Raw genomic sequence first — 24,762 nt, 5'->3', positions numbered from 1 at the left:
CAAAATTTAGAAATGAATCTAATCTAAGCACTTGGATTTATAAAATTACTTCTAATACTTGTTTGATGTATTTAAGAAAAGCTTCCAATAGAAAAGTAGTTGTTACAAATGAATTTCCAGAAATTAATAATGTAACCGATTTACAAGAAACCGAAGAAAAGTTTTCTAAAATGTATAATTGTATCAATCAATTAGAGCCAAGTAATAAGCTAATTATTATGATGGTTTTAGAAGATTTAGAATATGATAAAATTGCAACAGTAATAGGTATAACCGAAGAAAATTTACGAGTGAGAATTCATAGAATTAAGTCTAAATTAACAAAATGTGTACAAAATGGAAGAGTTTAACGAAATAAAATCTATGTGGAATCAGCAATTAGAAGCTGATCCAAATAGAAATAGTAATGACATTATTGATGAATCTAATCAAAAAGCTAAAAAGCTTAAGAATAATTATTATTGGACAATTGGAATTCTATCGATATTAGTTATTGTTTTAAGCTACTTTTATTATTCTATTTTTAATAGTCAAATTTCTAAGCAAATTAAAGGATTAGAGATAATGATAATGGTTATCATAGTAAGGGTTATTTTGGAATCGATAAGTATTTTCAAATTTAGAAAAATTGATTTCACAACTGATTTCACAAGCTATACTAAGCAATTAGTGTTGTTCTATAAATTTAGAAGATCGATCCATTTTATTTTAACTCCAATTATCTATATCTTATATGTTTATGGATTCATTTCAATATTGCCTCTCTTTAAAGAAAATACGTCAAATGGGTTTTATTTATATATTCAGTTTAGTGGATTTGGATTTTTATTTTTTTTTAGTTTCATTTTATATAAATTGTAAAAAGAGATTTGACTGATTAAAATATTTAAAGAATATTTAACTCGTGTCAAAATGGCATTTTTGGAGTTGGTTCGTAAATTGTTGTCAACAACTGAGACCAAAAATATAAACTAAAAACAAAAATATGGGAAGTGGTTATTTTGATTTTGGCTGGAGCCATTATGCTTTTCAGCTGGGTTAGTAAGTTCAAGATTGAAGAGTAAATTTGAACACTATTCTAAATTACAATTGCAAAACGTATGTCCGGTGCAGAGATTGCTCAAAAAATGCTCGCAGATAATGGGATTTATGATGTTCGTGTCATTTCGACTCCAGACAATTAACAGACCATTACAATCCAGTAGATAAAACGGTCAATTTGAGTGAGGCGGTATATAATCAGCGTAATGCGGCAGCTGCTGCTGTAGCGGCGCACGAATGTGTCATGCGTACAACACGCTGTAGGTTATGAATGGTTACAAATGCGTTCTAAGTTGGTGCCAATTGTAAGTGTGGCTTCTGATTTGTACAATGGATTTTGTTGGCGGGAATTCTAATGATTAAAACGTTTCCAAGTTGTTGTTGATTGGAATAATCATTTTTGCAGCGACACTTTGTTTTCTATTGTTACTTTGCCAGTAGAATATGATGCTAGCAATCGCGCTTTGGTTGGTTGAAAAATAAGAACATGCTTAATCGTGCCGAGTATGATGGGCCGAAGATTCCTTAAAATGGCAGCTAGAACCTATGTAGTAGCGGTTTAGGGTCTATAGCGACTTTGTTGTACTATGTTTCTATCTATTTGGGTGGTAGAAGGGAATAAAAGAATAATCCAATAAAAATAAAATCCAAATTCCAATTTTCAATGGAGTTTGGATTTTTTTATTTTTTCACTTCTCACTTCTCACTTTTCACTTTTCACTTCTCACCTTTCACTTCTCACCTTTCACTTCTCACTTTTCACCTCTAACTTTTCACTGTCCTCAAAGTTGTATCTGTCGTTCTTTTGTTGCTCTAGTGAAATGAATGTCTCGTTCTAGAAACACCTTCTATAGTCTGGATTTTTGAATTCAAAAGTTGCATTAAGTGTTCATTATCTCGACAAATGATTTTAATCAAAATAGACAGTTACCAGTGTGTAATGGCATTCGAGTACTTCTGGAATTTTTTTTAAATCCCGAACAGCTTCTAAATTTCGGGCGGCTTTGTCGAGATACACTCCAACGAAAGCCATCGTATTGTAGCCTAAAACTTTGTGGTTTACAGTGAACTTAGAACCAGATATTACACCTGATTGTTCAAGTTTGCGGAGGCGTTGATGAATGGCGGCTCCGAAATCCCAATTTTATTGGCAATTTGCAAAATGGGTTTTCTAGCATCTTCCATGAGGTAGCGCAAAATTTCTTTGTCGATTCCGTCAATTTCAACTATAAGAGAATTGATTTTCATGTGGTAAATTTTTAACTAAAATAGTCATTTTGGTTTTAATTTGAAAGTAAATATAATTTCATGGTGCTATTTTCCAAAATCAAAAGCTTTTGGTTGTAAACATATAAGTCAGCTAAGTTTTTTTTTGCCAGTGTACTAATGTTCGTGGTCAAAAGTGAATATAAGTTATTGATATACTTTTTAAAACGATCTGAATTACTTTATTGAGCTATTTATTTACTCTCCTTGTCCTAAAGAAACTGAAATGACTTACATGTTTTTGATTTTTTATAAAATGCTATATTTTGAGGCATTAAGTGTTTTGATTGCATAAAAAAATCCAAATTCCGTTTTAGTTGGAATTTGGATTTTATATTTTGGAATTGAGATGTGTTATTTTCCTTTGTTAACCTCGTTGATGTATTTTTCTAAAGCCATAGTCATTGAAGGTGTTCCTGGAGTGGGAGCCATAATGTCTACTCGTAATCCGCGATCTAAAGCTTCTTTCTGAGTAGTGCTTCCGAAACTGCAATTCGAGTATTGTTTTGCTCAAATCTGGGAAGTTTTTGTATAATGATTTGATACCTGTTGGGCTGAAAAACGCTAAAACGTCATAATACACATCGGCCAAATCTGACAAATCACTCATTACTGTTCTGTAAAAAGTAGCGGGTGTCCAATCTACTTTTAAAGCATTTAAGGTAACCGTATGTCGCATTTAATTGATCTGAAGCAGGTAGTAAAAATTTCTCGTCCTTGTATTTTTTAATCAGTGGCGAAAGATCAGCAAAATCTTTTGGTCCAACGTAGATTTTGCGTTTTCTGTACACTACATATTTTTTGAAGGTAAAAAGCAATAGCTTCTGATTGACAAAAATATTTTAAATCTTCGGGGACTTTGTAGCGCATTTCTTCAGCAACTCTGAAAAAGTGGTCTACTGCATTACGGCTGGTTAAGATGATAGCATTGTAATTGTGAAGATCGATTTTTTGTAATCGAATTTCTTTTGCGTTGACTCCTTCTACATGAATAAAAGGTCTGAAATCAATTTTTACTTTATGCTTTTGTTGTAACTCAAAGTACGGAGAGTTTTCTACTTTGGGTTCTGGTTGTGAGACCAAAATTGTTTTCACTTTCATAGTTAATATTGTCTAAGTATTCCCTTTTGCAAACCAATAATACATAAAATAATAGGGTGCTATTTCAAGTGCGCAAAGATATAAAATAAAATAAAACAATTTGCTCATAATTGCATTTTGATAGCTTTTTATTGTAAGCAAATAAGTAAAGAGGTTAATTATCAATGCGATAATAAAAATTGGTATAAATAGGTCTTTTGAAAAGGCATCATAATAGTAAAGAATCAAGTCAAGAGGCAGTATAAAAAGCCCCATATAAGTACGATAGGTTACTTTTCTCAGGTTGTATTGCTCCATAAAATCTTCTATCTTGAAAGCAGTTGCAATAATTTTTTCAATTAAAAATTTGGCTAAAACAAAATAGGTGATAAAGGTGAAGAGTTGGATAAATAACATCCAATCGGTTTTTGAAGCACGTCCATAAGAACTCAAAAAGAGTTGCACGAAAAATGAAAAGGCAATAATTTGAACAATAAATAATGCAATAGTAAAACCACTCATCAAATGAATGCTGTCCCGATACAATTTTATGTATTTGTCAGAATAAATCAATTTGGTAAAATCACTAAAGCGATTTTCAAATGCCGATTTGGTAAAGGCAATTAAAAGTAAGGACAATACAAACAGTGCGGTTGCCCAGTCTTTGTTTTCAATTATTCTCAGTTGAAGTACAGGATCCATCATAGCTCGCAAAATTACTAATTTTTTGTTTCAATCTTTTTATTCTCGATTTAATATGAATCAAATGCTTTAAAAAGTTTACTTTTGCCCTGAAATTGCTACAAATATGAATGATAGTATAGTTATAATTCCTACCTATAACGAGATTGAGAATATCGAAAAAATCATAAGAGCTACGCTTTCTTTACATAAAAATTTTCATGTTCTAATTATTGATGATAATTCTCCAGATCATACTGCTGATAAGGTGGTACTGCTTCAGGAAGAATATCCCGAACGATTGTTTTTAGAAAAAAGACTTCAAAAATCAGGTTTGGGAACAGCTTATGTTCACGGTTTTAAATGGGCTCTTGCGCGTAAATATGAATTTATTTTTGAAATGGATGCCGATTTTTCACATAATCCTAACGACTTAGAAAAATTATACGATGCTTGTCATTTTGGCGGAGCAGATTTAGCCATCGGTTCTCGATATGTAACAGGAGTAAATGTGGTGAACTGGCCTTTGAGTCGCGTGTTGATGTCTTACTTTGCCTCTGTTTATGTAAGGTTGATTACGGGAATGAAGATTCATGATGCTACCGCAGGATTTGTGTGTTACAAAAGCGAGGTGCTCAAGCGTATAAATTTGGATAAGATTAAATTTGTGGGCTATGCTTTTCAAATCGAAATGAAATATAGAACTTATTGTAATAAATTAGAAATTACCGAAGTGCCTATCATTTTTACCGATCGAACCAAAGGGGTTTCCAAAATGAGTAACTCCATCATTGTAGAAGCCGTTTTCGGAGTGATTTCTTTGCGTATGCGTCAATTAATTGGAAGACTTTAAAAAATTATATGATGAATAGAATTGTAATCAAGAATGCTAAAATTGTAAACGAAGGTTTGATTTTTGACGGTCAAGTGTTGATTGAAAACGATCTTATTGTTGAGGTTGGAGAAGTTGTCAACGCTAGTAATGCTGAATGTACAGTCATTGATGCCGAAGGAAATTTTTTACTTCCCGGTGCTATTGATGATCAGGTACATTTTAGAGAACCAGGTCTTACGCATAAAGGCGATATTGAATCTGAGTCTAGAGCAGCGGTTGCGGGTGGAATAACCTCTTTTATAGAGCAGCCCAATACAGTTCCTAATGCTGTGACACAAGAATTGTTGGCCCAAAAATATGAAATTGCATCGAAGGCTTCTTTTGCAAATTATTCCTTTATGATGGGAGCAACCAATGATAATTTAGAAGAAGTTTTAAAAACAAATCCAAGGAATGTTGCGGGTATAAAAATCTTTTTAGGCTCCTCCACAGGAAATATGTTGGTTGATAACGAGGCGGTTCTTGAAAAAATATTTTCGAGTACTCCTTTATTGATTGCGGTACATTGCGAAGATGAAGCTACCATTAAAAATAATTTAGTCAACTATAAAGCACAATACGGTGATGATATTCCTGTAACAGCGCATCATTTGATTCGAAGTGAAGAAGCTTGTTATTTGTCGTCCTCAAAAGCGATTGCTTTGGCCAAAAAAACAGGAGCTAGATTGCATGTTTTTCATTTGTCCACTGCCAAAGAAATGGAATTGTTTACCAATGAAATTCCGTTAAAAGATAAAAAGATTACTGCCGAAGTTTGTATTCATCATTTATGGTTTACGGATGAAGATTATACAACCAAAGGGAATTTTATCAAATGGAATCCCGCAGTAAAAACAGCCCAAGATCGCGAAGCGCTTTGGGAAGCCTTGAATGATGATAGAATTGATGTAATTGCTACAGATCACGCACCGCATACTTTAGAAGAAAAAAGTAAAAAATATTCCGAAGCTCCCTCTGGAGGTCCTTTGGTACAACATGCTTTGGTGGCTCTATTTGAGGCGCATCATCAAGGAAAAATTAGCGTTGAAAAAATCGTACAGAAAATATGTCACAACCCAGCTTTGCTTTTTCAAATTGAGAAAAGAGGATTTATTAAGCCCGGTTATTTCGCTGACTTAGTCATTGTCGACAGTCATTCACCGTGGACAGTTACTAAAGAAAATGTTTTGGCCAAATGTGGTTGGTCTCCGTTTGAGGATTTTACTTTTACTTCCAAAATCACGCATACCTTTGTAAACGGACAATTAGTGTATGCCGATGAACAAGTGAGTGAAGTGAAAGCTGGAAAACGTTTATTGTTTGAAAGATAAAATGATGAAAAAAGCCTTGTTTGTTTTAGCCGCTCTTATGGTTTTGGTAAGCTGTAAAGAGGATTCGACCGTTAAAGCTCCCAAAAAGCCCATTGACAGAGCGGTCATGATTGCTATTTATTATGATTTGGCTCTTTTAGAGGCGTCAAAATATCAAATGTTGTCTAAAACCGAATACCAAAAAACAACACCCAAAGCCTTTATTTTTAAAAAATACAAAATTGATAGTGTGCAGTTCGCACAAAACAATCAATTTTATGCCGCTTCCATCGAGGATTACAAGGCGATGTTTCAAGAAGTAGAAAAACGTTTGCAAACCCGAAGCAACCAAATGGATACTTTGATCAAACGAAAACAAGAGGCACTTAAGAAAAAAGCAAAGCATAAAAGAAACGATAAAACGGAGAGTAAAGCTGAAGCATTAGCACAGTAAGTGTAAAAAAATACTTGAATCTAATTTGGTTTTTTTTCAAAAGAAATACGGCCATGGTGTAGTTGTGGGTACAGCTTCACTAAAGTTGAAAAACAAAGAAAGGAATGGACACAATTACGCTTCCCGATGATTTAAGTTTAGAGGATTTACAACCCGTTGGTGTTTTTGACTACTGTAGTTCAAAAGTAATTTCTAGGCAACAAATTATTCTAAATCAAAACACATTTAGTTTTTTAATAGAGGGAACCAAAGAAGTTGTTTTTGATAATTCTTCGTTATCAATTGACAATTCAAAATTTCTGATAATGAAATCGGGACATTGTTTAATGACTGAAAAGCTTTCAGAAAGTAGTAATTACAGAAGTGTTCTTATGTTTTTTACAACGGAAGCCTTATCAAAATTTGTACTTAAATATGAATTAGATAAAAACGAACCTACTAAATACAAATCTGTTTTTTCATTTGAAAACGATCGATTTGTTCAAGGTTATGTGAGTAGTTTACTAGTTATTTCTAAACTTCCAAAGAACATACAATTGAAATTACTTAAAGTAAAGTTTGAAGAGATAATGCTTTATTTGATTGGGATTTATGGTACAGAATTTTTGTATTCATTGTTAGAAAAAAGTAGTGACATAACCCAAAAGTTCATTAAAACTATTGAAGCGAATTGTTTTAAAAAGATGGCAATAAAAGAATTAGCCTTTTTATGTAGCATGAGTGTGTCTACTTTCAAACGAGAATTTGAAAAACAGTATGCAGAATCGCCTATAAAATGGTTTTTGAACAAAAGGTTGGAGTATGCACAACATTTACTCAAAGAAGAACAAAAAAAATCGTCAGAAATATATTTAGAAGTAGGATATGAGAGTTTATCAAGTTTTATTCAGGCTTATAAATTGAAATTCGGAATTACGCCTAAACAACAGTATAAAAATTGAACTTTTGTCAACAGTTTTCGAACGTTAATCTTTAATTTAATCGGTAGTGTTGCTCTTAACTTTGCATTATATTATAAGATTTACAAAAATGAAAAAAACAAATTTAATTTTAGTACTGTTCTTGCTTTTAGGAACCTCTGTTTTTGGACAAAAAACATTTTCTCTATCCAGTAAAAATTTGGGAGGATCAACCACTAAAACACAAGAATTTAATGGATTTGGCTGTTCGGGAGACAACGAATCACCACAGTTGTTTTGGGAAAATGCACCTGAAGGAACAAAGAGTTTTGCTGTTACAATGTATGATCCTGATGCTCCAACTGGAAGTGGTTTTTGGCATTGGGTTGTATTTGATATTCCTGAAAACATAAACGAATTGGTGACTAACGCAGGTAATGTTAAGCTTAATTTGGCTCCAAAAGGGGCTATACAAAGCAAAACGGACTACGGAATTAATGGCTTTGGTGGTCCTTGCCCACCTATCGGACACGGTTTTCATCAGTACATTATAACAGTTTATGCCTTAAAAACGGACAAATTGGGGCTTGATGCAAATATTAATCCTGCTGTTGTTGGCTTTTATCTTTGGAACAACACTCTTGCAAAAGCGAGTATTGTAGCATATTACAAGCGAGACAATTAGTACTGGAAAAGTAGTGTACACAAAAGGGTTGTAAGAGAAGCAGATTTTGTTATCGTTTGCTTTGTATTTTGGGAGTTCTTTTCTAGCTTCTTATCGCTGTAAAATGCTCTTTGAGTTATAACTAATTGTATTGAATTTTTTGAATGGGATTGTTGTACTTAAAACGACGATCCAATTTTGTGAATGTATTCTTTAATACAAGTAAAATTTGGGTGCATTTCGTTTTTTATTTTTTCGTTACAGTACAACGTTTTGGTATGAGAAGCAATAGCGGTCACTTTGGTAAAAGTTCTTTTTTTAAGGTGCAAAAAGGCTAATAAAGCATCCATTTTCCATGCTATAGAAGTTAAAAAAGGACTGGCGTATAACGTCGGTCTTTTTGTTTTTAGAGCATCGGCAATTTCAAACAAGATCGTTTTGAAGCTAAGGTTTTCTGCAATCAAGGTGAAGCGTTCTCCACAACAGTCGCTTTTCATTAAGCGGTACATCAGGCTTACTACATCAGGCACTGCAACAAAACCCGTGGAACCCAAAGTATGGAAGAACATTCTTTTTTGTACAGCTGTAAATAAAGTGCCGCTACCTTGGTCAGCAAAACCTGGGCCTAAAATTACACCTGGATTTACAATAATCACTTTCAGTCCTTCTTGTTGAGCGCGCCAAACTTCCATTTCGGCACCGTATTTTGAAATAGCATAATCGCTATGCGGTTTTTCTGGATTCCATTCGGTGGTTTCGGTGATTTCTGATTCGTGTGGAGCTAAGTCACCCAATGCGGCAATCGAACTCACAAAACATAATTTTTCAGTTTTTTTTGCCAAACAAAAATTGACAATATTGGCGGTTCCTTCGATATTCGTTTTTCGGATGGTGTCTTCGTCTTTGGGGTCAAACGAAATCAATGCGGCACAATGATAGACTTGTTTTATGTTTTGGAATGCCATCTCAAGAGAAGGAATGTCCAAAATATCTCCTTTAGTCCACTGAATCAAATTATATAAATGCTCTTTTTGGTAATAGCTAAAGAGCGCTTTTGTTTTAAAACAATTTGTTTCTGTTCGATAGATTGCCCGAACTTGTTCTCCATTTTCTATCAAATGAAGCAATAAATGTGCGCCAACTAAGCCGGTTCCTCCTGTTACTAATATCATAAGGACAAATATACTATTTTGACTCATAACTCAAATTGTCATTGCCGTTGAAATTCTTATCTTTGTCAAAATTGAAAAAAAATGAAAAATTTTATTGAAGAAGTGACTTGGAGAGGAATGCTCCACGATGTTATGCCAGGCACCGAAGAACATTTGTTGGAGCAAATGCGTGTGGCATATGTGGGTATTGACCCAACTGCCGATTCATTGCATATTGGTCATTTGGTAGGCGTGATGCTATTGAAACATTTTCAGTTAGCTGGGCATAAACCATTGGCTTTGGTTGGTGGTGCCACTGGAATGATTGGAGACCCATCTGGGAAATCAAATGAGAGGAATTTATTAGACGAACCTACTTTACGTCACAATCAAGAAGCGATCAAAGCGCAATTAGGACGTTTTTTAGATTTCACGTCGAATAATGATAATGCTGCTGAGCTAGTGAACAACTATGATTGGATGAAAGAATTTTCGTTTCTGGATTTCATTCGCGATATCGGAAAGCACATTACAGTGAATTATATGATGGCGAAAGATTCGGTAAAGAAACGTTTGACATCTGAGGCAGCCGAGGGAATGTCCTTCACGGAGTTTACTTATCAGTTGGTGCAAGGTTATGATTTCTTGCATTTATACAAAGCTAAAGGTTGTACCCTACAAATGGGAGGAAGCGACCAGTGGGGAAATATTACCACAGGAACTGAGTTGGTTCGTAGAAAAGAAGGAGGGAAAGCTTATGCTTTAACCTGCCCGTTGATTACCAAAGCCGATGGAACTAAGTTTGGAAAATCCGAAGGAGGGAATATCTGGTTGGATTCCGCTAGAACTTCTCCGTATAAATTCTACCAATATTGGTTGAATACTTCTGATGTTGACGCTGAGAAATATATCAAGATTTTTACGTTCTTGACCAAAGAAGCCATCGAGGAGTTAACGTTGCAACATAGAGAAGCACCACATTTGCGTTTGTTACAAAAGAAATTAGCCGAGGAAATCACGATTATGGTACATTCTAAGGAAGATTTAGAAAATGCAATTAAAGCTTCTGGAATTTTGTTTGGAAATGCTACGGCTGATGACTTAAAACAATTAGATGAAGCCACATTCTTAGAAGTTTTTGATGGTGTTCCTCAGGCAGAAATTGCAAAAAATGAAGTGGAAGCTGGCTTGGATATCATTATAGTTTTAAATGAAAAAACAGGTTTCTTTAAATCGAATGGTGAAGCGAGAAGAGCTTTGACGGCCAATTCTATTTCGGTAAATAGAGAAAAAGTAAAAGAAGATTTTGTGTTGACAGCCAACGACTTAATCAACGATAGATTTGTCTTGTTGCAAAGTGGTAAGAAAAATTATTTTGTGATTAGAGTGGTGTAACACCCGAAATTTTTACAGTAAAAAGTCTGCAATTTTTATTGCGGACTTTTTTATTTTGACAAATCGATAAGAGTTTTGTTAGATGTAAAATAGCCTTTAATAAAAGAAGTATCCTTTTTTATGGTTTTGAAGTCTTCTGAACTTAATTTAAAACTCAATTCTTCTTTAAGAGCTACCATGGAAAGTTCAATAAAAAAGGGACTTGTTTCACTTAAATAATATTCGTTATCATCGGTTTTAAAGTATCTTTTTTTGTTCCAATAAAGAATTTTATGGTAGGATTTGCTTGATTTTGGAGGTAACCTAATGATGCTATTCATGAGTCTTTTACTAGATTCTTTTTGAAAAAAATCAGGATCACTGATGATTTTTTTTCGATAGGAACGGAGGGAGTCTAGAGAGATGTTTAGCTCATCTGCTTTCATTTTATCCAAAATTTTAAGTCTCTCAGTATTATCTAATATATTTGAGAGTTTGGAATAATCATTTTTTGAATTCGATAGCATTCCGTCGGCTGGAATTAACGTGTCATTTTCAAATATTTTAAATAACATTGCTGTTTGCAAGGATCCACGGTGAGCAGAATTGAAATGATTTGGAGTGAAGAAAAAGGCAATTTCTTTATCACTAGTGTTTTCTAGAGTATATTCAATGTTGAACTTTCTATGGTTTTTATCACTGTTATCAGTAGTAATTGTGTTGATTTTTATTTGTAATTGAGCAGCAACCAATAGTGGAAAGCAAAAAAACAACATCACTATTTTTCTCATAAAAAAAGAATTAAACCACCATCAAATTACACCCACGAATATCTGAGTTGTCAAAACGACCTAACACTTCAAAAGTACCGTTAGCGTATTTTTTACCCAAATCTTGAGTAGCAATAAAAGAGCAGGAATTGCGATTGGCCAAATCAATTACGTTGATTCCTCCAGTCTTTCCGTTGGTTATATAGCTTAAAGCATCTTCGGTATCTCGAATGAGAATTTGCATCCAAGAAGGGCATTCAAATAGGCCTTCTCCAAGAGAATACGCCTGTGAGAGTAATTCGGTCATCCCGTATTCTGAATGAATGCTAGAAACTCCAAAACCAGCGCATAATTGTTGGTGTAATTCTTCGCGTATCATCTCTTTGCGTTTGCCTTTCATACCGCCCGTTTCCATAATGATGGTATTTTGGAGCTGGAATTTTCTTTTTTCAATCAAGTCCAATAAGGCATAGGTAACACCAATCAAAATCACATTTTGTCCCTGACTATCCAATTCGATTAACTTTTCTATTAATTCGTTGTGATTGTTGAGGTAAAAGCCACTTTCGGGTTGATTGGATAACTGAATCAAATCTTCGACCATATAAATCAAAGAGGAGCCTTCGCGTTCTAAATAAGAAGGTAAAAGCGCCAAAACTACATAATTCTCTATGTTGCCATAAAATTGAGAAAATCCCTTACGATAGCTTTCTTCATATAAAGAGACATCCGTAACGAGATGTTTACTGGTAATCATTCCTGTAGTGCCACTGCTCGTAAAAATAGCTTGAGGAGCTTCGTTACTGCTCACAACCTCATGGCTTTTAAAAAACTGAATGGGTAAAAACGGAATTTGTTGCAGTGTTTTTACTTGTTGCACATTGGTTTTTAATAAGTCACAGAATTCTTGGTACACCAAGTTGTTTTCGTATTGATAACGAAAGGTTTTTAAAGCGATTTTTTCAAATTGCTTTTGATTGGAAATAGAGAAAATGTCAGAATTTGAGACCAATAGAAAGTTTTTTTACAAAGGTATACTTTTTTACCCTTTTTTGGCGTGGTTAAAAAAAGGGGTAAACAAAAAAAACTCCAACAAGGTTGGAGTTTAGTGGTTGTTTTTTTATAATTACCTAATGATCAGTTTTCGTGTTGCAGTGGCTTGATTCTCATTAATTTTAATGATGTAAACTCCAGGTGGTAGTGCTGAAACGTTGAGTTCTCTCGAACTTAATTGTGTTTGAAGGACTTTTTTTCCTAAAACATCAAAAATGGTGATTTCTTTTTCTAAATCTTCTTTGGTAGAAATGTATACTTTACCATTATTCACGGGATTAGGGTACAAGCTCAACCCTTCAATAGAAACGTTTTCTTGTGGCTTTGGCTGAGGTTTACTTTCTTGAGCCGAAAGGCCTAAGGAGAAAAACAGAACCAATAAGAGTGTAATATAAAAGTAGTTTTTTACCATTAGCCTTAATTTTAATAGTAAAGATATGGAATTTGATTTGATATATTAAAAAAAAAATGCCTTTCAATTTTGAAAGGCATTTTCATAGTATATTTTGTTTATTCTTGAAATTATTTGATCAAGCTAACTCCATCAACAATTGCCCATGCACCAGCAGTTAGTGTTGCTCCTGTAGCTGTAGTACTTGTTGTGAAATTTGCTGTTGGGAAAGCAACTGTAAAAGTTGTTCCAACACCTGCAAACTGAGAAGTACCGTCGTTGATTTTTACATTCAACATTTTGATTTTTCCTCCAGTTACTTGGTTGTCATTAGTTGCTTTGTCTTGAATTCTAACCGCTGTAGCAGTAAGAGTTGCGTTAGTAGTTGTGTAACCAGAAATCACCACATTGCTGTACTCTCCATTTCCATCTTTTTTGAATTGAATAGCGTCAAACTCATTAGCAGAAGATCCTCCTTCAGTTACCGTTCCAGGAGCTCTAGTTAAAGTGATGTTGCTAACTTTTGGTCCGAAAGCATTGTTTACTGCTTTTGCTTCAATTTCCATTCCGTAGTTACCTGTTCCAACTTGGTAAGCATACCAGTTAGTGTTAGCTTCACCTCTCCAACCATCTTGCCAGTCAAAAGAATCATCAAAGTTACCGAAAGAAATTAAGTTTTTAGCACTAACCGTTCCTCCGTAAAATTCAAAACCATCATCAGCTCCTTTGTAAGCTACTAAGTTTTCTAGAACAGTTCCTGATCCTACAGAATAGAAAGAGAATCCGTTCATTTCACTTGTGTTGTCAGTTAATTTTTTTCCAGCGTATTCTACTCTAACATATTTTAATGAACCGCCATTATGTGCTGCATTTGTTCCTCCGTACGGTAAGTTGTTTCCGTCTTCAGAAGTAGCCGTTGTAACACCATTAGCACCAACGATTGGAGCATCACCAAACATAATAATTCCTCCCCATGATCCTGGAGTTTTTGATGTCTCAGTAAATACGATAGGCAAAGCAGCGGTTCCGTTTAAGAATAATTTACCACCATTTTCTACTAATAGCGCATCAGGAGTTCCGTCTCCAACTGTTGCAGTGATTACTGATCCAGCCTCAATAGTTAACGATCCACCGTTTTTAACTTTAACAGTTCCTTGAATAGTATAGTTTCCTTTAGGGAACGATTTTGCAGTTGTAATATCTCCTGAAATAGTTCCAGTTGGAAGCGGTTGTGTTGAAATATCTTCATTGTCAGAAGAACAACTTCCTAAAAATAAAGCTACAATCGATAGGCTTAATACTAATTTTTTCATTTTTCTTATTATTTGTTTGTTGTGATTATTTGTTACAAATGTATAGTGACAATTCGCTAAAGGTGTTAACTAAATATTATAATACTATTGCTAAAAGCTGAACATTAGGTAAATTTTATGTAAACAAATCGGTTGATAAACTTTTGAATATATTTCAAAAAAAAAAGCTACCTCTGAGGGTAGCTTTGATGTTAAAATGTATAAGAGAGGTTTAAAGAAAATCCTCTTCCGCGCTTGAAGGATTCCAATAAAAGAGAGTCTTCGTTAATGGCAAATTTATTGTTGTTACCTAGCTCCATTTTATATAATGGATTTAGTAAATTATCTACAGAAAACTTAGCATCGATATTTTTAGTTAGTTTACTAGACCAGATGAAGTCTAATTTATGAAATGGTTTTTCATAAATGTTGTCCATCCCTGCAGAACCTACAGCAAATATTCTTGGCCCGTACACGCCATATACCAATGATATGGAGTTTTTCATTACTTCGCTAAATTCGAAATCATATTTCAAATCGGAGTTAATTATCCATTCTGAAGCTCCTTGCAATTTCCTGCTTGGATTGTTTTCAATAGATGTTGCACCGTACTCTACTTTTACATCTGTTTTAGATAAGGATGTGTTTAATCCGAATGAAAAATCAGCTAAAGCAGGTGAGATTCTATCCAATTGTAACAATAATTCAATCTCTGCTCCGAAAAGTGATGCTTCTTTTGAGTTTTTGTAGTTCATTTGTTGTCCACTTCCACCAGCACTTGCAATGAATATTCTTTCAATTGGATTTTGAATTTGTTTGGCGAATAAACCAACAGCAATTAATTCATTATTTTTTGGAAACAATTCATATTTCAAATCGATGTTGAAGTTTTCGGTGTTTTTTAAGTTTGGATTACCTAAGATAGATTTACCATCTGGGCTAATGTATTGTATAGGTAATAATTCCATGGTTACTGGTCTAGTAATGGTTTTAGAACCGTTAAAACGTAAATTACTAGTTTCTGTTACTTGGTATTTGGCATTTAATACTGGTAAAATATCTAAATTTTGATCATCTATTTTTTTGTACGGTCCGTTTATGATTTGACCAATGCTTCTGTAGCTTACGATTCTGTCTGAATTCTCAACTCTTACACCAGCATTTACTTCTAATTTTTCGCCAAAGTTGTGCAAGTAATTGATGTATCCTGCGTTAACAATTTGATTTAATTTTACTTTATAATCTGCATTTGATTCCTCGCGTACAGCAAGAATACCATTGTTGATGTCGTCAACAATAAATGAATTGATTGTGTTGATAGGCGCGGTGTAATTTTTGTTCACTGAACGAAGTCCTGAAAATATTCTGTAGGTAGATTTTAAATCATTTTCAAAAACATTGTAGCCTACTGTTAAGCGGTTGGATTTACCATTTTCTTTTTCATTAAATTTAAGATTGTATTCTAATAAACCTGAAAAATAATAATTTCCTTTAATGTCTAAGTATTGTCTGTTCAAATGATTTCCACCGTAAGAAACATTGATTTCAGTAGGAGATACTTTTTCTCCAATGATGAACTTACGATCTGGTTGTTCGTATGATGTTTTAACGAAAGAACCACCAAATTTCAAGGTATGTTTTTCATCTGAAGTCAGTTTTACATTTCCGAACAATTGCGAGTTGATATAGTCAGACTGATCAAATTGATTGGTACGAATTAAAATATTTGGATTACTTGATTGGTTGTTAGTATACCCTAATTGATCTTGAATTTCACTATCGGTTGATCTTAAATAAAATGAATTTAAGCCGATGTCAAAACGATTAGTTTTGTAGTTGATCGCTGCCAATGCAGAAGCATTAGTTTGGTAGCTGTAACTCTCTTTTTGTAAATTGTTATCATAATCTCCAGCACCCAAAATGAAGGTACGGTCAACTCCTTTACGGATTACATATTTATTATCTCCGTTTAATGAAAGAGTATAATTGATTTTGTTTCCGTTTTCTAAATTGAATTTTTCAGCATGAATAAAGCCAACACTTGTGTTCAGAGGGCTTGATGTTTTATCAACATTCCAAGTGTTATTCTCATACGCATTATTATATTCGTCTGGAGTCATGATTTTGGTAGATGGCACTTTTCCAAAAACACCACTCAATTGACGATCTTTACCGTTTAATCCAAAAAATCCTTGTGTATTATTAGCATCGCTGTGGATTAAAAAATCAGCCGCGTTATTGTTGGTAGTATAGCCAACACCTACAGAAAGTTTAGTGATGCTTTTAGCTTGAACAGTTTCAATATTTACTGTTGCTCCAGCAAAATCTCCAGAAATGTTTGGATTGAATGTTTTGTAAACATTCAAAACACCAACTATGTCAGTTGGAAATATATCCAATGGGATGATTTTTGTAAATGGGCTATTGGATGGAGCTTGTAATTCATTAATCAATAAATTATTGTAACGATCTTCTAAGCCTCTTACGAAAAGTCCTCTTGACTCTACTTTAGTGATACCGGTAATTTTAGTTAAACCTTCTTCGACATCACTTACTCCTTTACGAGCCATTTCTTGCGCTCCAATACTTTGTTTAAAAACTACAGCATTTTTTTGGTCCAACAAGATAGCGGTCTCTTTTTCTCGGCTTGGAGCTGTTGCTTTGATGACTACGTCTTCAAGTTTGTAGCTACCGGATCCAATGGCTTTGTTCAAAGTAACTGTTGCGCCTTCTTTTACATTTACAGGTACTTCAACGGTTTCATAACCTACAAAACTAAATTGAACTACATAGTTTCCTGGTGAAACGCTAATACTATATTTACCATCAATATCAGTGTTAACCCCAATTTTTGTTCCTTTTAAAGTTACATTCGCAAATGGCAATGGTTGGTTATTCGAGTCTTTGTCTGATAAGATTCCAGTAATGGTTCCTTTGTTTTGTGAAAATCCAAATACACTTATACAAAGGGTTAGGATCAAAAGTTTTAATTTCATTGTGTTGTCTTTGTTTGTTGGGGGCAAAAATAGCGTGCTAGTGGTAAAGCCGATGTTACTTGAATATTAACATTGTGTTTTATTACCATTACATAAATGTTAACAGGTTAAATTAAAGTTAAGTAGTCTGAATGCGCTTTTTTATATGATTTCTTTATGGCTACATTTACGATGGTTTTTGTGAAATTTTAGTTATAAAAGCCTAAATTTGAATTATTGTAATAGATTTTGCACCATTTTTTATGAAAAAAAGAAGCACTAAAATTTTATTAGTTGATGATGAGCCAGATATTCTGGAAATTGTTGGCTACAATTTGGCTCAAGAAGGTTATCAAATCGTGACCGCAAGCAATGGAAAAGAAGCTGTTTTGAAAGCTAAAAAAGAAATTCCAGATCTTATTATTATGGATGTGATGATGCCAGAAATGGACGGAATGGAAGCTTGTGAAAACATTCGAAAAATACCGGAATTGAGTCATGTGATCATTACATTTTTGACCGCAAGAAGCGAAGATTATTCGCAAGTTGCAGGTTTTGATGCAGGTGCCGATGATTATATTACTAAACCCATTAAACCAAAATTATTGGTTAGTAAAGTCAAAGCCTTATTGCGAAGAGTAAAGGAAGAGACTCAAAATAGCGAAACGTTGAATGTAGGAGGGATAGAGATTAATCGCGAAGAATACAAAATCATCAAAGACAATGTCGAAATTGCTTTACCAAGAAAAGAGTTTGAATTGTTTTATTTATTGGCTTCAAAACCGGGTAAAGTATTCAAAAGGGACGAAATTTTGGATAAAGTTTGGGGCAATGAAGTTGTAGTGGGTGGACGTACCATCGATGTACACATTCGAAAATTAAGAGAAAAAATTGGTGAGGATTTATTCAAAACCATTAAAGGAGTGGGCTATAAATTTGAAGTGTAGTATTGTATACAAAACTACATTTGGACCTTTTTATATTCTTGTAAAATCACAAATAATAACTTGCTATTAGGTTGTTATTTGTGATTTTTGTGTTACAAATAGAAGTTTAACATCGTATCAATTCGTTTTTATAATATTTAATTTTTTTGCTTTGGAAATAAATAACATGGTTAAAATCAATTTTAAGAAAACCTACAAATTCGCGATCAAATCGGCACTATACATCAGTTTATTTGTAGCATTGGCATCCATTATTCTGCTTCAAGCTTTTTTCAAGCCCGAGTCTACCTTGATTTTTTCTTATGCCATTATTGCTTTCATAGGAACCTATGCGTTTGCATTTTTGGTTATTCAATATCGAGTGGAGCGCTTTATTTACCGAAGAGTAAAAAAAATATACGATGATGTGGCATTGCTTGAATCCAGTTCTTTTGTCAATCAACCCATTACTACTGATATGGAAACGCTGACCCGTGAGGTTAAAAAATTCGCATCAGATAAGAAGTTAGAGATTGAAATGCTTCAAGTGCGCGAAGTCTATCGTCGTGAGTTTTTAGGAAATGTATCACATGAATTGAAAACCCCTTTGTTTACCGTTCAAGGCTATTTGTCGACCTTGTTGGATGGTGCTATTGATGATAAATCGGTTCGAAAAAAATACATCAAAAGAGCCGAAAAAGGAGTGGAACGCTTGATTTATATCGTAGAAGATTTGGACATGATCACCAAATTAGAATCGGGTGATTTGAATCTTGAGTTCACTAATTTTGATATTGTAGAGATCATACAGAATGTTTTTGATTTATTGGAAATGAAAGCCGACAAAAAGAAAATCAAACTGTCTTTCGAGCACCATAATATTCAACCCGTCTTTGTGTATGGAGATAAAGATAGAATTCAGCAAATTGTTGAAAACCTTCTAGTAAATTCCATAAAATATGGAAAAAATGGTGGAGCAACTGAAGTCGCTATAGTGAACTTAACCAGTAAAAAAATACTAATCCGTGTTACGGATAATGGTGAAGGAATAGAAAAACATAATATCCCGAGATTATTTGAACGTTTCTATCGTGTTAACAAAAGCGGGTCTAGGTCTGAAGGCGGATCAGGTTTGGGATTATCTATTGTAAAACACATTGTTGAAGCCCATAAAGAAAAAATTTATGTGGAAAGTGAGTATGGCATCGGTTCAGAATTTTCATTTACATTAGAGAAAGCTAAACCTATAATCAAAACCGACACTGTTTAACCCAGAATCCGCATTAGACTTCGTAGCGAAACTGAATTATTCAATAAAAGCAGGAGCTCACGGACTATTTTTGAAGAAGGAATACTTTTGTATTTTGAATTAAAAAATGGGAGTAAGTTCTTGGTTTTGAAGAAGAAATTCATTCACTGAACTCCGCTAAAGAATATAAAAATGGTGAAGTAATTTAGTTGTAGTAGATTTCTAATGCGGAATCTGGGTTTAAGGAATTGTTGGGTATGATTATATCGTCAGTTCTGATGTTTGACAAATGCTTACTTTGTTTTTTTAGCAAACAGCATAATTTTGAGTTAACATGGAATGTTTAATTTTCCATTATTTTTGTAAAAATTAAATTGATTATTTTACATGTATAAAACAAGTTTCAAGGTCGTTATCCTTCTAGTTGTTGTGGCATTCGGTGCTTTTTCCTTTTCTATTCCCAAGCGAATAACTGTAAAAGGTTCGGATACGATGGTGATTTTGTCTCAAAAATGGGCCGAAGTGTTCATGAAGAAAAACCCAGGCATTAGCATTCAAGTGACTGGCGGAGGTTCGGGTGTTGGGATTGCGGCATTGATCAATGGTTCAACGGTGATTGCCAATTCGAGTCGTCCGATTGATCAGCAAGAGTTAGAAAAACTAAAAAGCAAATACAACCAAAACGGTATTCAAATTGCTTGTGCCAAAGATGGCTTGTCGGTATATTTAAATAATGCAAATCCTGTCAGCGAATTGAGCATTCCACAATTAGCTGATATTTTTTCGGGTCAAATCACGAATTGGAAACAAGTAGGTGGCCCTGACGCGAGGATTCAATTGTATGGAAGAGAAAGTAGTTCGGGAACCTTCGAGTTTTTTAAAGACCATGTGGTGAAAACCGATTTTGCTCGTAATTGCCAAACCTTGCCGGGAACGGCAGCTATAGTCAATGCAATAAAAAGAGATAAATTTGGGATTGGCTACGGAGGTGCTGCCTATGCGGAAGGCGTTAAAGATTGTAAAGTTAAGAAAGATGCGAAGAGTAAAGGTGTGTTGCCTTCTGCTGCTACGATAAAGAATAGAACCTATCCCATTTCAAGATATCTTTTTATGTATTTGCGAGAAAAACCCACGGGCGATACGAAAAAATTTATTGATTGGATCTTGAGTGCCGAAGGACAAAATGTAATTGTTGAAGTAGGTTATTATCCTTTGAAATAAACGCAATCTAAATATCCTTCTGTATCTTTATAGAAGGATTTTTTATCACTACTAAATCAAGAGTATGAAGGCATCCCGTGTTGAGCAAGCGACTTTTACTAAAGACAGCCTGAAAAAGCAATTTCGATGGTCTGAATTTTTAGCAGAAAAAATCATTTCCAGTGTTGCGTTTTTATCCATCGCAATTATTTTCTTGATTTTTGTTTTTGTGTTCAAAGAGTCGCTACCTCTTTTTAGTTCGTCTAGAGACCGCGCTCAAACCGAAACCTCTCAGCTGTCAGCAGATCCGTCTCAAACGGAAGCAATGGCTAAACCTGTTTTGATACCCGATACTTACGGTGACCCGATTGAAGATTTGTCTCCCACAGTGGATGAAGCGGAAATTTTGCAGCCGGATACTTACGGCGAACCTATAGAAGACCTTATTGAAAGTGCTCCCATTTCCGAAAAAAGTGCCCAACCCAATCAAGAAGGCGCGGATAAAACTTGGAGTACTTTTGCCTCCTCAGAATGGGTGCCTGTTTCGCATAATCCCCGTTTTGGGTTGCTTTCTTTGTTGGTAGGTACGCTCAAAGTAACGCTTATAGCAATGTTAATTGCTGGTCCCTTGGCGATATTGGCGGCGGTTTATACTTCCTGTTTTGCTTCAAATCGGCATAAAGAAATCATCAAGCCTGTAATCGAAATGTTGGCCGCCTTTCCATCGGTGGTGATTGGTTTTTTTGCCATGATGGTGTTAGCGTCTTTTTTTCAAGATATTTTCGGCTACGATTCGCGACTTAATGCTTTTATTGGAGGAGTTGCCATGGCTTTGGCTGCGCTTCCTATTGTTTATACCATTTCTGAAGATGCATTGTCGTCGGTTCCCAAAACGTTTACTGAGGCCAGTTTGGCATTAGGAGCGAGTAAGGCACAAACGGCTTTCTTGGTGGTTTTGCCGGCGGCAACACCTGGAATTTTTGCGGCTTTGTTATTAGGCATTGGTCGAGTTTTTGGCGAAACGATGATTGCTTTGATGGCAACTGGAAATGCGGCTTTATTATCGGCGAATCCTTTTGAGAGTGTGCGTACTTTTGCAGCTACTATTGGATCTGAAATGGCCGAAACGGTGTTTGGTGAAACCCATTACAGCGTTTTGTTTTTTATAGGTGCCTTACTGTTTGTGTTTTCTTTTGTACTGAATGCTATTGCAGAGTTTTATGTGAAAGGAAAATTGATCAAAAAATTTCAAGGAAAATAAAATATGGAGACTTCAAACACGTCTGATGGTTTGTCTTTTTTTAGTTCAAATGCTCAAAATGAGGGTTTGAAAGGAAGGGCTATTTTAGGCATTACGCAACTAGCGGTTTTTTTAATCATCGCTATTTTAGCAGTGATATTAGGGATCATTATTTATGAAGGGCGGTCTAAATTTTCATGGGAATTTATCACTTCTTTTCCCACCAACGGAATGACCGAAGGGGGGATTTTGCCTGCCATTATTGGTACTTTTATTTTGGTGGTGGTCATGTCGATTGCTGCGGTGCCTTTTGGAACGATTACCGCGTTGTATTTGACAGAATATGCCAGCGAGGATTCAAAAATTGCGGCTGCGGTTCGTTTTTCGATTCGTACGTTGGCGGTGGTGCCTTCCATCATTTTTGGACTTTTTGGATTGGGTTTTTTTATTCAATTTGTGGGTGCGGGAGCTGATACTGTTTTTAATGGAGGTGCCTTGCGATGGGGACAACCCAATATTTTATGGGCTGGACTAACGATGTCTTTGTTGACGTTGCCTGTCATTATTGTTTCGGTAGAGGAGGCACTAAAAACCATTCCGAGGGAGTTACGCGAAGCGAGTTTGGCTTTGGGCGCAACAAAATGGGAAACGATAAAAAATGTTGTATTGCCCGGCTCTATTTCGGGGATTATGACAGGAACTATTTTGGCGGTGAGTCGAGGAGCGGGTGAAGTGGCGCCGATATTGTTTACAGGTGCGGCTTATTATTTGGCTTCGTTGCCCGGTTCGTTGAGTGATCAGTTTATGAACTTGGGTTATCATATTTATATTATGTCGACGCAATCTTCTGATGTGGATAAAACGATGCCGATTCAATTTGCTACGACGCTGGTTTTGTTGTTGCTTACCTTGTCGCTGAATTTGGTGGCGGTTCTGATAAGATCTAGAATAAGAAGCAGTGCAAAAGGGTGATGTTTTTTTTTGCGTGAGGGTAACGGTTTTAATATAAGAGATTTTAGATTGAAGATTAACGATTCTTGATTTTAGATTTTTGAGCAAGTGAGAAAAAAATTAAATGATTTTCAGTAGCTTATACATCAGCAATCAAAAATCGTTGATCAAAAATCAGCAATCAAATTATTGATTATCTCTTAACTTAATGGCATTTTGCGTGAGGGATAGGAGCAAGTACCGAAGTACTGCGGATAGCCCGACCGCAGTTGCGAAAGGCGCAAACTAACGGGTTGCTGAAGGAAGCCTTTTGCAAATGGGGTCACGCCCAACTAATTTTTTTAATTTGATACCATACAATTATGAAAGATGTAAAAATAGACGTTACTGATTTGTCGCTGTTTTACGGTGAGAAGAAAGCATTGAGCAGTGTTTCGATGCAAATTCAGGCCAACAAAGTCACGGCTTTGATTGGGCCCTCGGGATGTGGTAAATCGACTTTTTTGCGTTGTATAAATAGAATGAATGATTTGATTCCGGGGGTGAAAATTTCGGGAAGAATGCTGGTGGAGGGCATTGATATTTATGATAAAGAAGTGGATGTGGTGAATATTCGAAAGAAAATTGGCATGGTTTTTCAAAAATCGAACCCGTTTCCTAAGTCTATTTTCGAGAATGTGGCCTATGGTCCTAGGATTAATGGGATAAAAAATAAAACACAGTTGGACGAGATTGTCGAGGTTTCGTTGCGGCAAGCGGCAATTTGGGAGGAATTGAAAGATCGTTTGGACGATTCGGCGATGGGACTTTCGGGCGGACAACAACAACGCCTTTGCATTGCTAGAACCTTGGCGGTGAATCCGGATATTATTTTGATGGATGAACCTGCTAGTGCGCTCGATCCGTTGTCGACTTCGAAAATAGAGGAATTGGTGCATGAATTAAAAGAGCAATACACGATTGTTATCGTGACACACAACATGCAACAAGCTGCTAGAACGAGTGATCATACGGCGTTTTTCTATATGGGAGAATTGATCGAAATGGGAAAAACGAAAGATATTTTTACGAAACCAGAGAAGAAACAAACGGAAGATTATATTACGGGAAGATTTGGTTAATGGTTAACCGTTGAATTGGTTATTTGTTTAACCGATAACCGATTAATCTTTTTAAACTAAATAAATAGAGGATGACACATTTTGAGATAGAATTAGTAAAGTTAAGGGACATCATTACCAAAATTGGTGTTTTGGCCGAAACGCAAGTGGGTGAGGCGGTAAAAGCGATTTTGTCTGAACCTATTGCGGGGAAAGAAGTCAAAAAGACAGAGCATAAAATTGATAAATTGGACGTAAAAATCGAGGAGATTTGCCAAAACATTTTTGCGTTGCATCAACCGGTGGCTTCGGATTTGCGTTTTATCATGTCGGCCATGCAAATGAGCAATGAGATTGAGCGCATTGGCGATTTGTCGATTAGTATTATTAAGAAAACTAAAAGTATCAAGGACAAACATGATTTGATTGCCAAGTTTGATATTGAGGGTTTGACCTATGAAATTATTCAAATTGTAGCCAAAACGAACGCTTGTTTTGTAACGAAAGAGGAAAATACTATTGGTGAAATTTTTGTTTTGAATAAAGCCATCAAAAACAAAACCGATGATACCATTCACGAGATTATAAGTGAAATGAAATCCAATTCGAAAGTAGTGGTTTCTGGAACCAATTTAGTGATGGTGTTGAAACATTTGGAACGCATTTCTGAGCATTGCACCAATGTAGCTGAATCGGTTTATTTTATGGTTCACGCAAAGATTATCAAACACGAGAAATTGGATCTTTCGGGAGAAGCGTAGTTTTTGGAAAGGTATTTACAACTTCGGATGTAATAGATTTCTAATTTGGGTTTTAGTAAT

The 24,762-nt window shown here is 35.1% G+C and carries 22 protein-coding genes and 3 pseudogenes; 16 read left to right on the top strand and 9 right to left on the bottom strand.

The features are described from left to right. The 3 genes and pseudogenes from BXU11_RS12185 to BXU11_RS12175 all read left to right on the top strand — a co-directional run. Positions 1–350, top strand: a 350-nt coding sequence (locus BXU11_RS12185; protein ID WP_078212724.1) for an RNA polymerase sigma factor, incomplete at its 5' end; no start/stop codon positions are given. Next, the gene (locus BXU11_RS12180) at positions 337–861 is read left to right on the top strand and encodes a hypothetical protein (RefSeq protein ID WP_078212723.1); all 525 of its coding nucleotides are present in this window, start codon (positions 337–339) and stop codon (positions 859–861) included. The genes BXU11_RS12185 and BXU11_RS12180, both read left to right, overlap by 14 nt. 124 nt (positions 862–985) lie before the next feature. Further along, positions 986–1,663, top strand: a pseudogene (locus BXU11_RS12175) (zinc metallopeptidase). 160 nt (positions 1,664–1,823) lie between these two features. On the opposite strand, the pseudogene BXU11_RS12170 reads toward BXU11_RS12175, so the two are convergent. The 3 genes and pseudogenes from BXU11_RS12170 to BXU11_RS12160 form a co-directional block, all read right to left on the bottom strand. Next, positions 1,824–2,289: pseudogene (locus BXU11_RS12170) on the bottom strand (Lrp/AsnC family transcriptional regulator). Positions 2,290–2,661: 372 nt separating this feature from the next. Next, a pseudogene (locus BXU11_RS12165) lies at positions 2,662–3,408 on the bottom strand (uroporphyrinogen-III synthase). Between the two features lie 12 nt (positions 3,409–3,420). Continuing rightward, positions 3,421–4,092 (bottom strand): DUF4271 domain-containing protein, encoded by a 672-nt coding sequence (locus BXU11_RS12160; RefSeq protein ID WP_139363496.1) that lies wholly within the window; start codon positions 4,090–4,092, stop codon positions 3,421–3,423. 103 nt (positions 4,093–4,195) lie between these two features. Here BXU11_RS12160 and BXU11_RS12155 point away from each other — a divergent pair, with 103 nt between their 5' ends. The 5 genes from BXU11_RS12155 (at position 4,196) to BXU11_RS12135 (ending at position 8,290) form a co-directional block, all read left to right on the top strand. Then, the gene (locus BXU11_RS12155) at positions 4,196–4,921 is read left to right on the top strand and encodes a polyprenol monophosphomannose synthase (RefSeq protein ID WP_024981888.1); all 726 of its coding nucleotides are present in this window, start codon (positions 4,196–4,198) and stop codon (positions 4,919–4,921) included. 11 nt (positions 4,922–4,932) lie between these two features. After that, a complete protein-coding gene (locus tag BXU11_RS12150) occupies positions 4,933–6,273 on the top strand; it encodes a dihydroorotase (RefSeq protein ID WP_078212721.1) in 1,341 nt (446 codons plus the stop codon). Continuing rightward, positions 6,263–6,706 carry a DUF4296 domain-containing protein gene (locus BXU11_RS12145; RefSeq protein WP_139363495.1) on the top strand — a complete coding sequence of 148 codons (444 nt, stop codon included), beginning with the start codon at positions 6,263–6,265 and terminating at the stop codon, positions 6,704–6,706. Before BXU11_RS12150 ends, BXU11_RS12145 begins: the two co-directional genes overlap by 11 nt. Positions 6,707–6,810: 104 nt before the next feature. After that, positions 6,811–7,647 carry an AraC family transcriptional regulator gene (locus tag BXU11_RS12140; RefSeq protein WP_078212719.1) on the top strand — a complete coding sequence of 279 codons (837 nt, stop codon included), beginning with the start codon at positions 6,811–6,813 and terminating at the stop codon, positions 7,645–7,647. An 88-nt stretch (positions 7,648–7,735) separates the two neighbouring features. After that, positions 7,736–8,290 carry a YbhB/YbcL family Raf kinase inhibitor-like protein gene (locus tag BXU11_RS12135; protein ID WP_024981892.1) on the top strand — a complete coding sequence of 185 codons (555 nt, stop codon included), beginning with the start codon at positions 7,736–7,738 and terminating at the stop codon, positions 8,288–8,290. 158 nt (positions 8,291–8,448) lie between these two features. Here BXU11_RS12135 and BXU11_RS12130 read toward each other — a convergent pair whose 3' ends face one another. Continuing rightward, on the bottom strand, positions 8,449–9,441 hold the full coding sequence (locus tag BXU11_RS12130; protein ID WP_078212718.1) for an NAD-dependent epimerase/dehydratase family protein: 993 nt from the start codon (positions 9,439–9,441) through the stop codon (positions 8,449–8,451). 81 nt (positions 9,442–9,522) lie between these two features. Here BXU11_RS12130 and tyrS point away from each other — a divergent pair, with 81 nt between their 5' ends. Next, complete coding sequence (gene tyrS, locus BXU11_RS12125; protein ID WP_078212717.1) at positions 9,523–10,815, top strand: tyrosine--tRNA ligase; 1,293 nt, start codon at positions 9,523–9,525, stop codon at positions 10,813–10,815. Positions 10,816–10,865: 50 nt separating this feature from the next. Here tyrS and BXU11_RS12120 read toward each other — a convergent pair whose 3' ends face one another. From BXU11_RS12120 to BXU11_RS12100, 5 genes are all read right to left on the bottom strand, one after another. After that, the gene (locus tag BXU11_RS12120) at positions 10,866–11,585 is read right to left on the bottom strand and encodes a hypothetical protein (protein ID WP_078212716.1); all 720 of its coding nucleotides are present in this window, start codon (positions 11,583–11,585) and stop codon (positions 10,866–10,868) included. A gap of 10 nt (positions 11,586–11,595) precedes the next feature. Beyond that, positions 11,596–12,576, bottom strand: a complete 981-nt coding sequence (locus BXU11_RS12115; protein ID WP_078212715.1) for an acyl transferase — start codon at positions 12,574–12,576, stop codon at positions 11,596–11,598. 114 nt (positions 12,577–12,690) lie between these two features. Then, the gene (locus BXU11_RS12110) at positions 12,691–13,029 is read right to left on the bottom strand and encodes a T9SS type A sorting domain-containing protein (protein ID WP_024981897.1); all 339 of its coding nucleotides are present in this window, start codon (positions 13,027–13,029) and stop codon (positions 12,691–12,693) included. A gap of 110 nt (positions 13,030–13,139) precedes the next feature. Continuing rightward, on the bottom strand, positions 13,140–14,321 hold the full coding sequence (locus BXU11_RS12105; protein WP_078212714.1) for a hypothetical protein: 1,182 nt from the start codon (positions 14,319–14,321) through the stop codon (positions 13,140–13,142). Positions 14,322–14,512: 191 nt separating this feature from the next. Then, a complete protein-coding gene (locus BXU11_RS12100; protein WP_024981899.1) occupies positions 14,513–17,296 on the bottom strand; it encodes a TonB-dependent receptor in 2,784 nt (927 codons plus the stop codon). 242 nt (positions 17,297–17,538) lie between these two features. Between BXU11_RS12100 and BXU11_RS12095 the strand changes: the two genes are divergently transcribed. The 7 genes from BXU11_RS12095 to phoU all read left to right on the top strand — a co-directional run bounded on the left by BXU11_RS12095 (position 17,539) and on the right by phoU (position 24,702). Further along, positions 17,539–18,222 (top strand): response regulator transcription factor, encoded by a 684-nt coding sequence (locus BXU11_RS12095; protein WP_024981900.1) that lies wholly within the window; start codon positions 17,539–17,541, stop codon positions 18,220–18,222. A gap of 166 nt (positions 18,223–18,388) precedes the next feature. Next, the gene (locus tag BXU11_RS12090) at positions 18,389–19,471 is read left to right on the top strand and encodes a cell wall metabolism sensor histidine kinase WalK (protein ID WP_024981901.1); all 1,083 of its coding nucleotides are present in this window, start codon (positions 18,389–18,391) and stop codon (positions 19,469–19,471) included. 366 nt (positions 19,472–19,837) lie between these two features. After that, positions 19,838–20,671: a phosphate ABC transporter substrate-binding protein gene (locus tag BXU11_RS12085; protein WP_078212713.1), complete on the top strand. Its 834-nt coding sequence runs from the start codon at positions 19,838–19,840 to the stop codon at positions 20,669–20,671. A 64-nt stretch (positions 20,672–20,735) separates the two neighbouring features. Beyond that, positions 20,736–21,911, top strand: a complete 1,176-nt coding sequence (gene pstC, locus BXU11_RS12080; RefSeq protein WP_078212712.1) for a phosphate ABC transporter permease subunit PstC — start codon at positions 20,736–20,738, stop codon at positions 21,909–21,911. A 3-nt stretch (positions 21,912–21,914) separates the two neighbouring features. Further along, positions 21,915–22,862 carry a phosphate ABC transporter permease PstA gene (gene pstA / locus BXU11_RS12075; protein WP_078212711.1) on the top strand — a complete coding sequence of 316 codons (948 nt, stop codon included), beginning with the start codon at positions 21,915–21,917 and terminating at the stop codon, positions 22,860–22,862. 341 nt (positions 22,863–23,203) lie between these two features. Next, positions 23,204–23,962 carry a phosphate ABC transporter ATP-binding protein PstB gene (gene pstB, locus BXU11_RS12070; protein WP_078212710.1) on the top strand — a complete coding sequence of 253 codons (759 nt, stop codon included), beginning with the start codon at positions 23,204–23,206 and terminating at the stop codon, positions 23,960–23,962. Between the two features lie 71 nt (positions 23,963–24,033). Next, positions 24,034–24,702, top strand: coding sequence for a phosphate signaling complex protein PhoU (gene phoU / locus BXU11_RS12065; protein ID WP_078212709.1), 669 nt, complete (start codon positions 24,034–24,036; stop codon positions 24,700–24,702). The last annotated feature ends 60 nt before the right edge of the window (positions 24,703–24,762 follow it).

It is taken from the genome of Flavobacterium sp. LM5 (assembly GCF_002017945.1).
GTDB classification, from domain to species: Bacteria; Bacteroidota; Bacteroidia; order Flavobacteriales; family Flavobacteriaceae; genus Flavobacterium; species Flavobacterium succinicans.
The sequence above is the reverse complement of the archived record's forward strand: the minus strand, read 5'-3'. Positions and strand labels throughout refer to the sequence as shown.

Excerpts from the sequence above, each read along its gene's own strand:
- pstA (WP_078212711.1), top strand. The coding sequence starts at position 21,915 with ATGGAGACTTCAAACACGTCTGATGGTTTGTCTTTTTTTAGTTCAAAT.
- BXU11_RS12095 (WP_024981900.1), top strand. The coding sequence starts at position 17,539 with ATGAAAAAAAGAAGCACTAAAATTTTATTAGTTGATGATGAGCCAGAT.
- BXU11_RS12120 (WP_078212716.1), bottom strand. The coding sequence starts at position 11,585 with ATGAGAAAAATAGTGATGTTGTTTTTTTGCTTTCCACTATTGGTTGCT.
- BXU11_RS12105 (WP_078212714.1), bottom strand. The coding sequence starts at position 14,321 with ATGAAAAAATTAGTATTAAGCCTATCGATTGTAGCTTTATTTTTAGGA.
- BXU11_RS12130 (WP_078212718.1), bottom strand. The coding sequence starts at position 9,441 with ATGATATTAGTAACAGGAGGAACCGGCTTAGTTGGCGCACATTTATTG.
- BXU11_RS12180 (WP_078212723.1), top strand. The coding sequence starts at position 337 with ATGGAAGAGTTTAACGAAATAAAATCTATGTGGAATCAGCAATTAGAA.
- pstB (WP_078212710.1), top strand. The coding sequence starts at position 23,204 with ATGAAAGATGTAAAAATAGACGTTACTGATTTGTCGCTGTTTTACGGT.
- BXU11_RS12160 (WP_139363496.1), bottom strand. The coding sequence starts at position 4,092 with ATGATGGATCCTGTACTTCAACTGAGAATAATTGAAAACAAAGACTGG.
- BXU11_RS12090 (WP_024981901.1), top strand. The coding sequence starts at position 18,389 with ATGGTTAAAATCAATTTTAAGAAAACCTACAAATTCGCGATCAAATCG.
- BXU11_RS12085 (WP_078212713.1), top strand. The coding sequence starts at position 19,838 with ATGTATAAAACAAGTTTCAAGGTCGTTATCCTTCTAGTTGTTGTGGCA.
- BXU11_RS12150 (WP_078212721.1), top strand. The coding sequence starts at position 4,933 with ATGAATAGAATTGTAATCAAGAATGCTAAAATTGTAAACGAAGGTTTG.
- BXU11_RS12135 (WP_024981892.1), top strand. The coding sequence starts at position 7,736 with ATGAAAAAAACAAATTTAATTTTAGTACTGTTCTTGCTTTTAGGAACC.
- BXU11_RS12155 (WP_024981888.1), top strand. The coding sequence starts at position 4,196 with ATGAATGATAGTATAGTTATAATTCCTACCTATAACGAGATTGAGAAT.
- tyrS (WP_078212717.1), top strand. The coding sequence starts at position 9,523 with ATGAAAAATTTTATTGAAGAAGTGACTTGGAGAGGAATGCTCCACGAT.
- BXU11_RS12110 (WP_024981897.1), bottom strand. The coding sequence starts at position 13,029 with ATGGTAAAAAACTACTTTTATATTACACTCTTATTGGTTCTGTTTTTC.
- pstC (WP_078212712.1), top strand. The coding sequence starts at position 20,736 with ATGAAGGCATCCCGTGTTGAGCAAGCGACTTTTACTAAAGACAGCCTG.
- BXU11_RS12100 (WP_024981899.1), bottom strand. The coding sequence starts at position 17,296 with ATGAAATTAAAACTTTTGATCCTAACCCTTTGTATAAGTGTATTTGGA.
- phoU (WP_078212709.1), top strand. The coding sequence starts at position 24,034 with ATGACACATTTTGAGATAGAATTAGTAAAGTTAAGGGACATCATTACC.
- BXU11_RS12140 (WP_078212719.1), top strand. The coding sequence starts at position 6,811 with ATGGACACAATTACGCTTCCCGATGATTTAAGTTTAGAGGATTTACAA.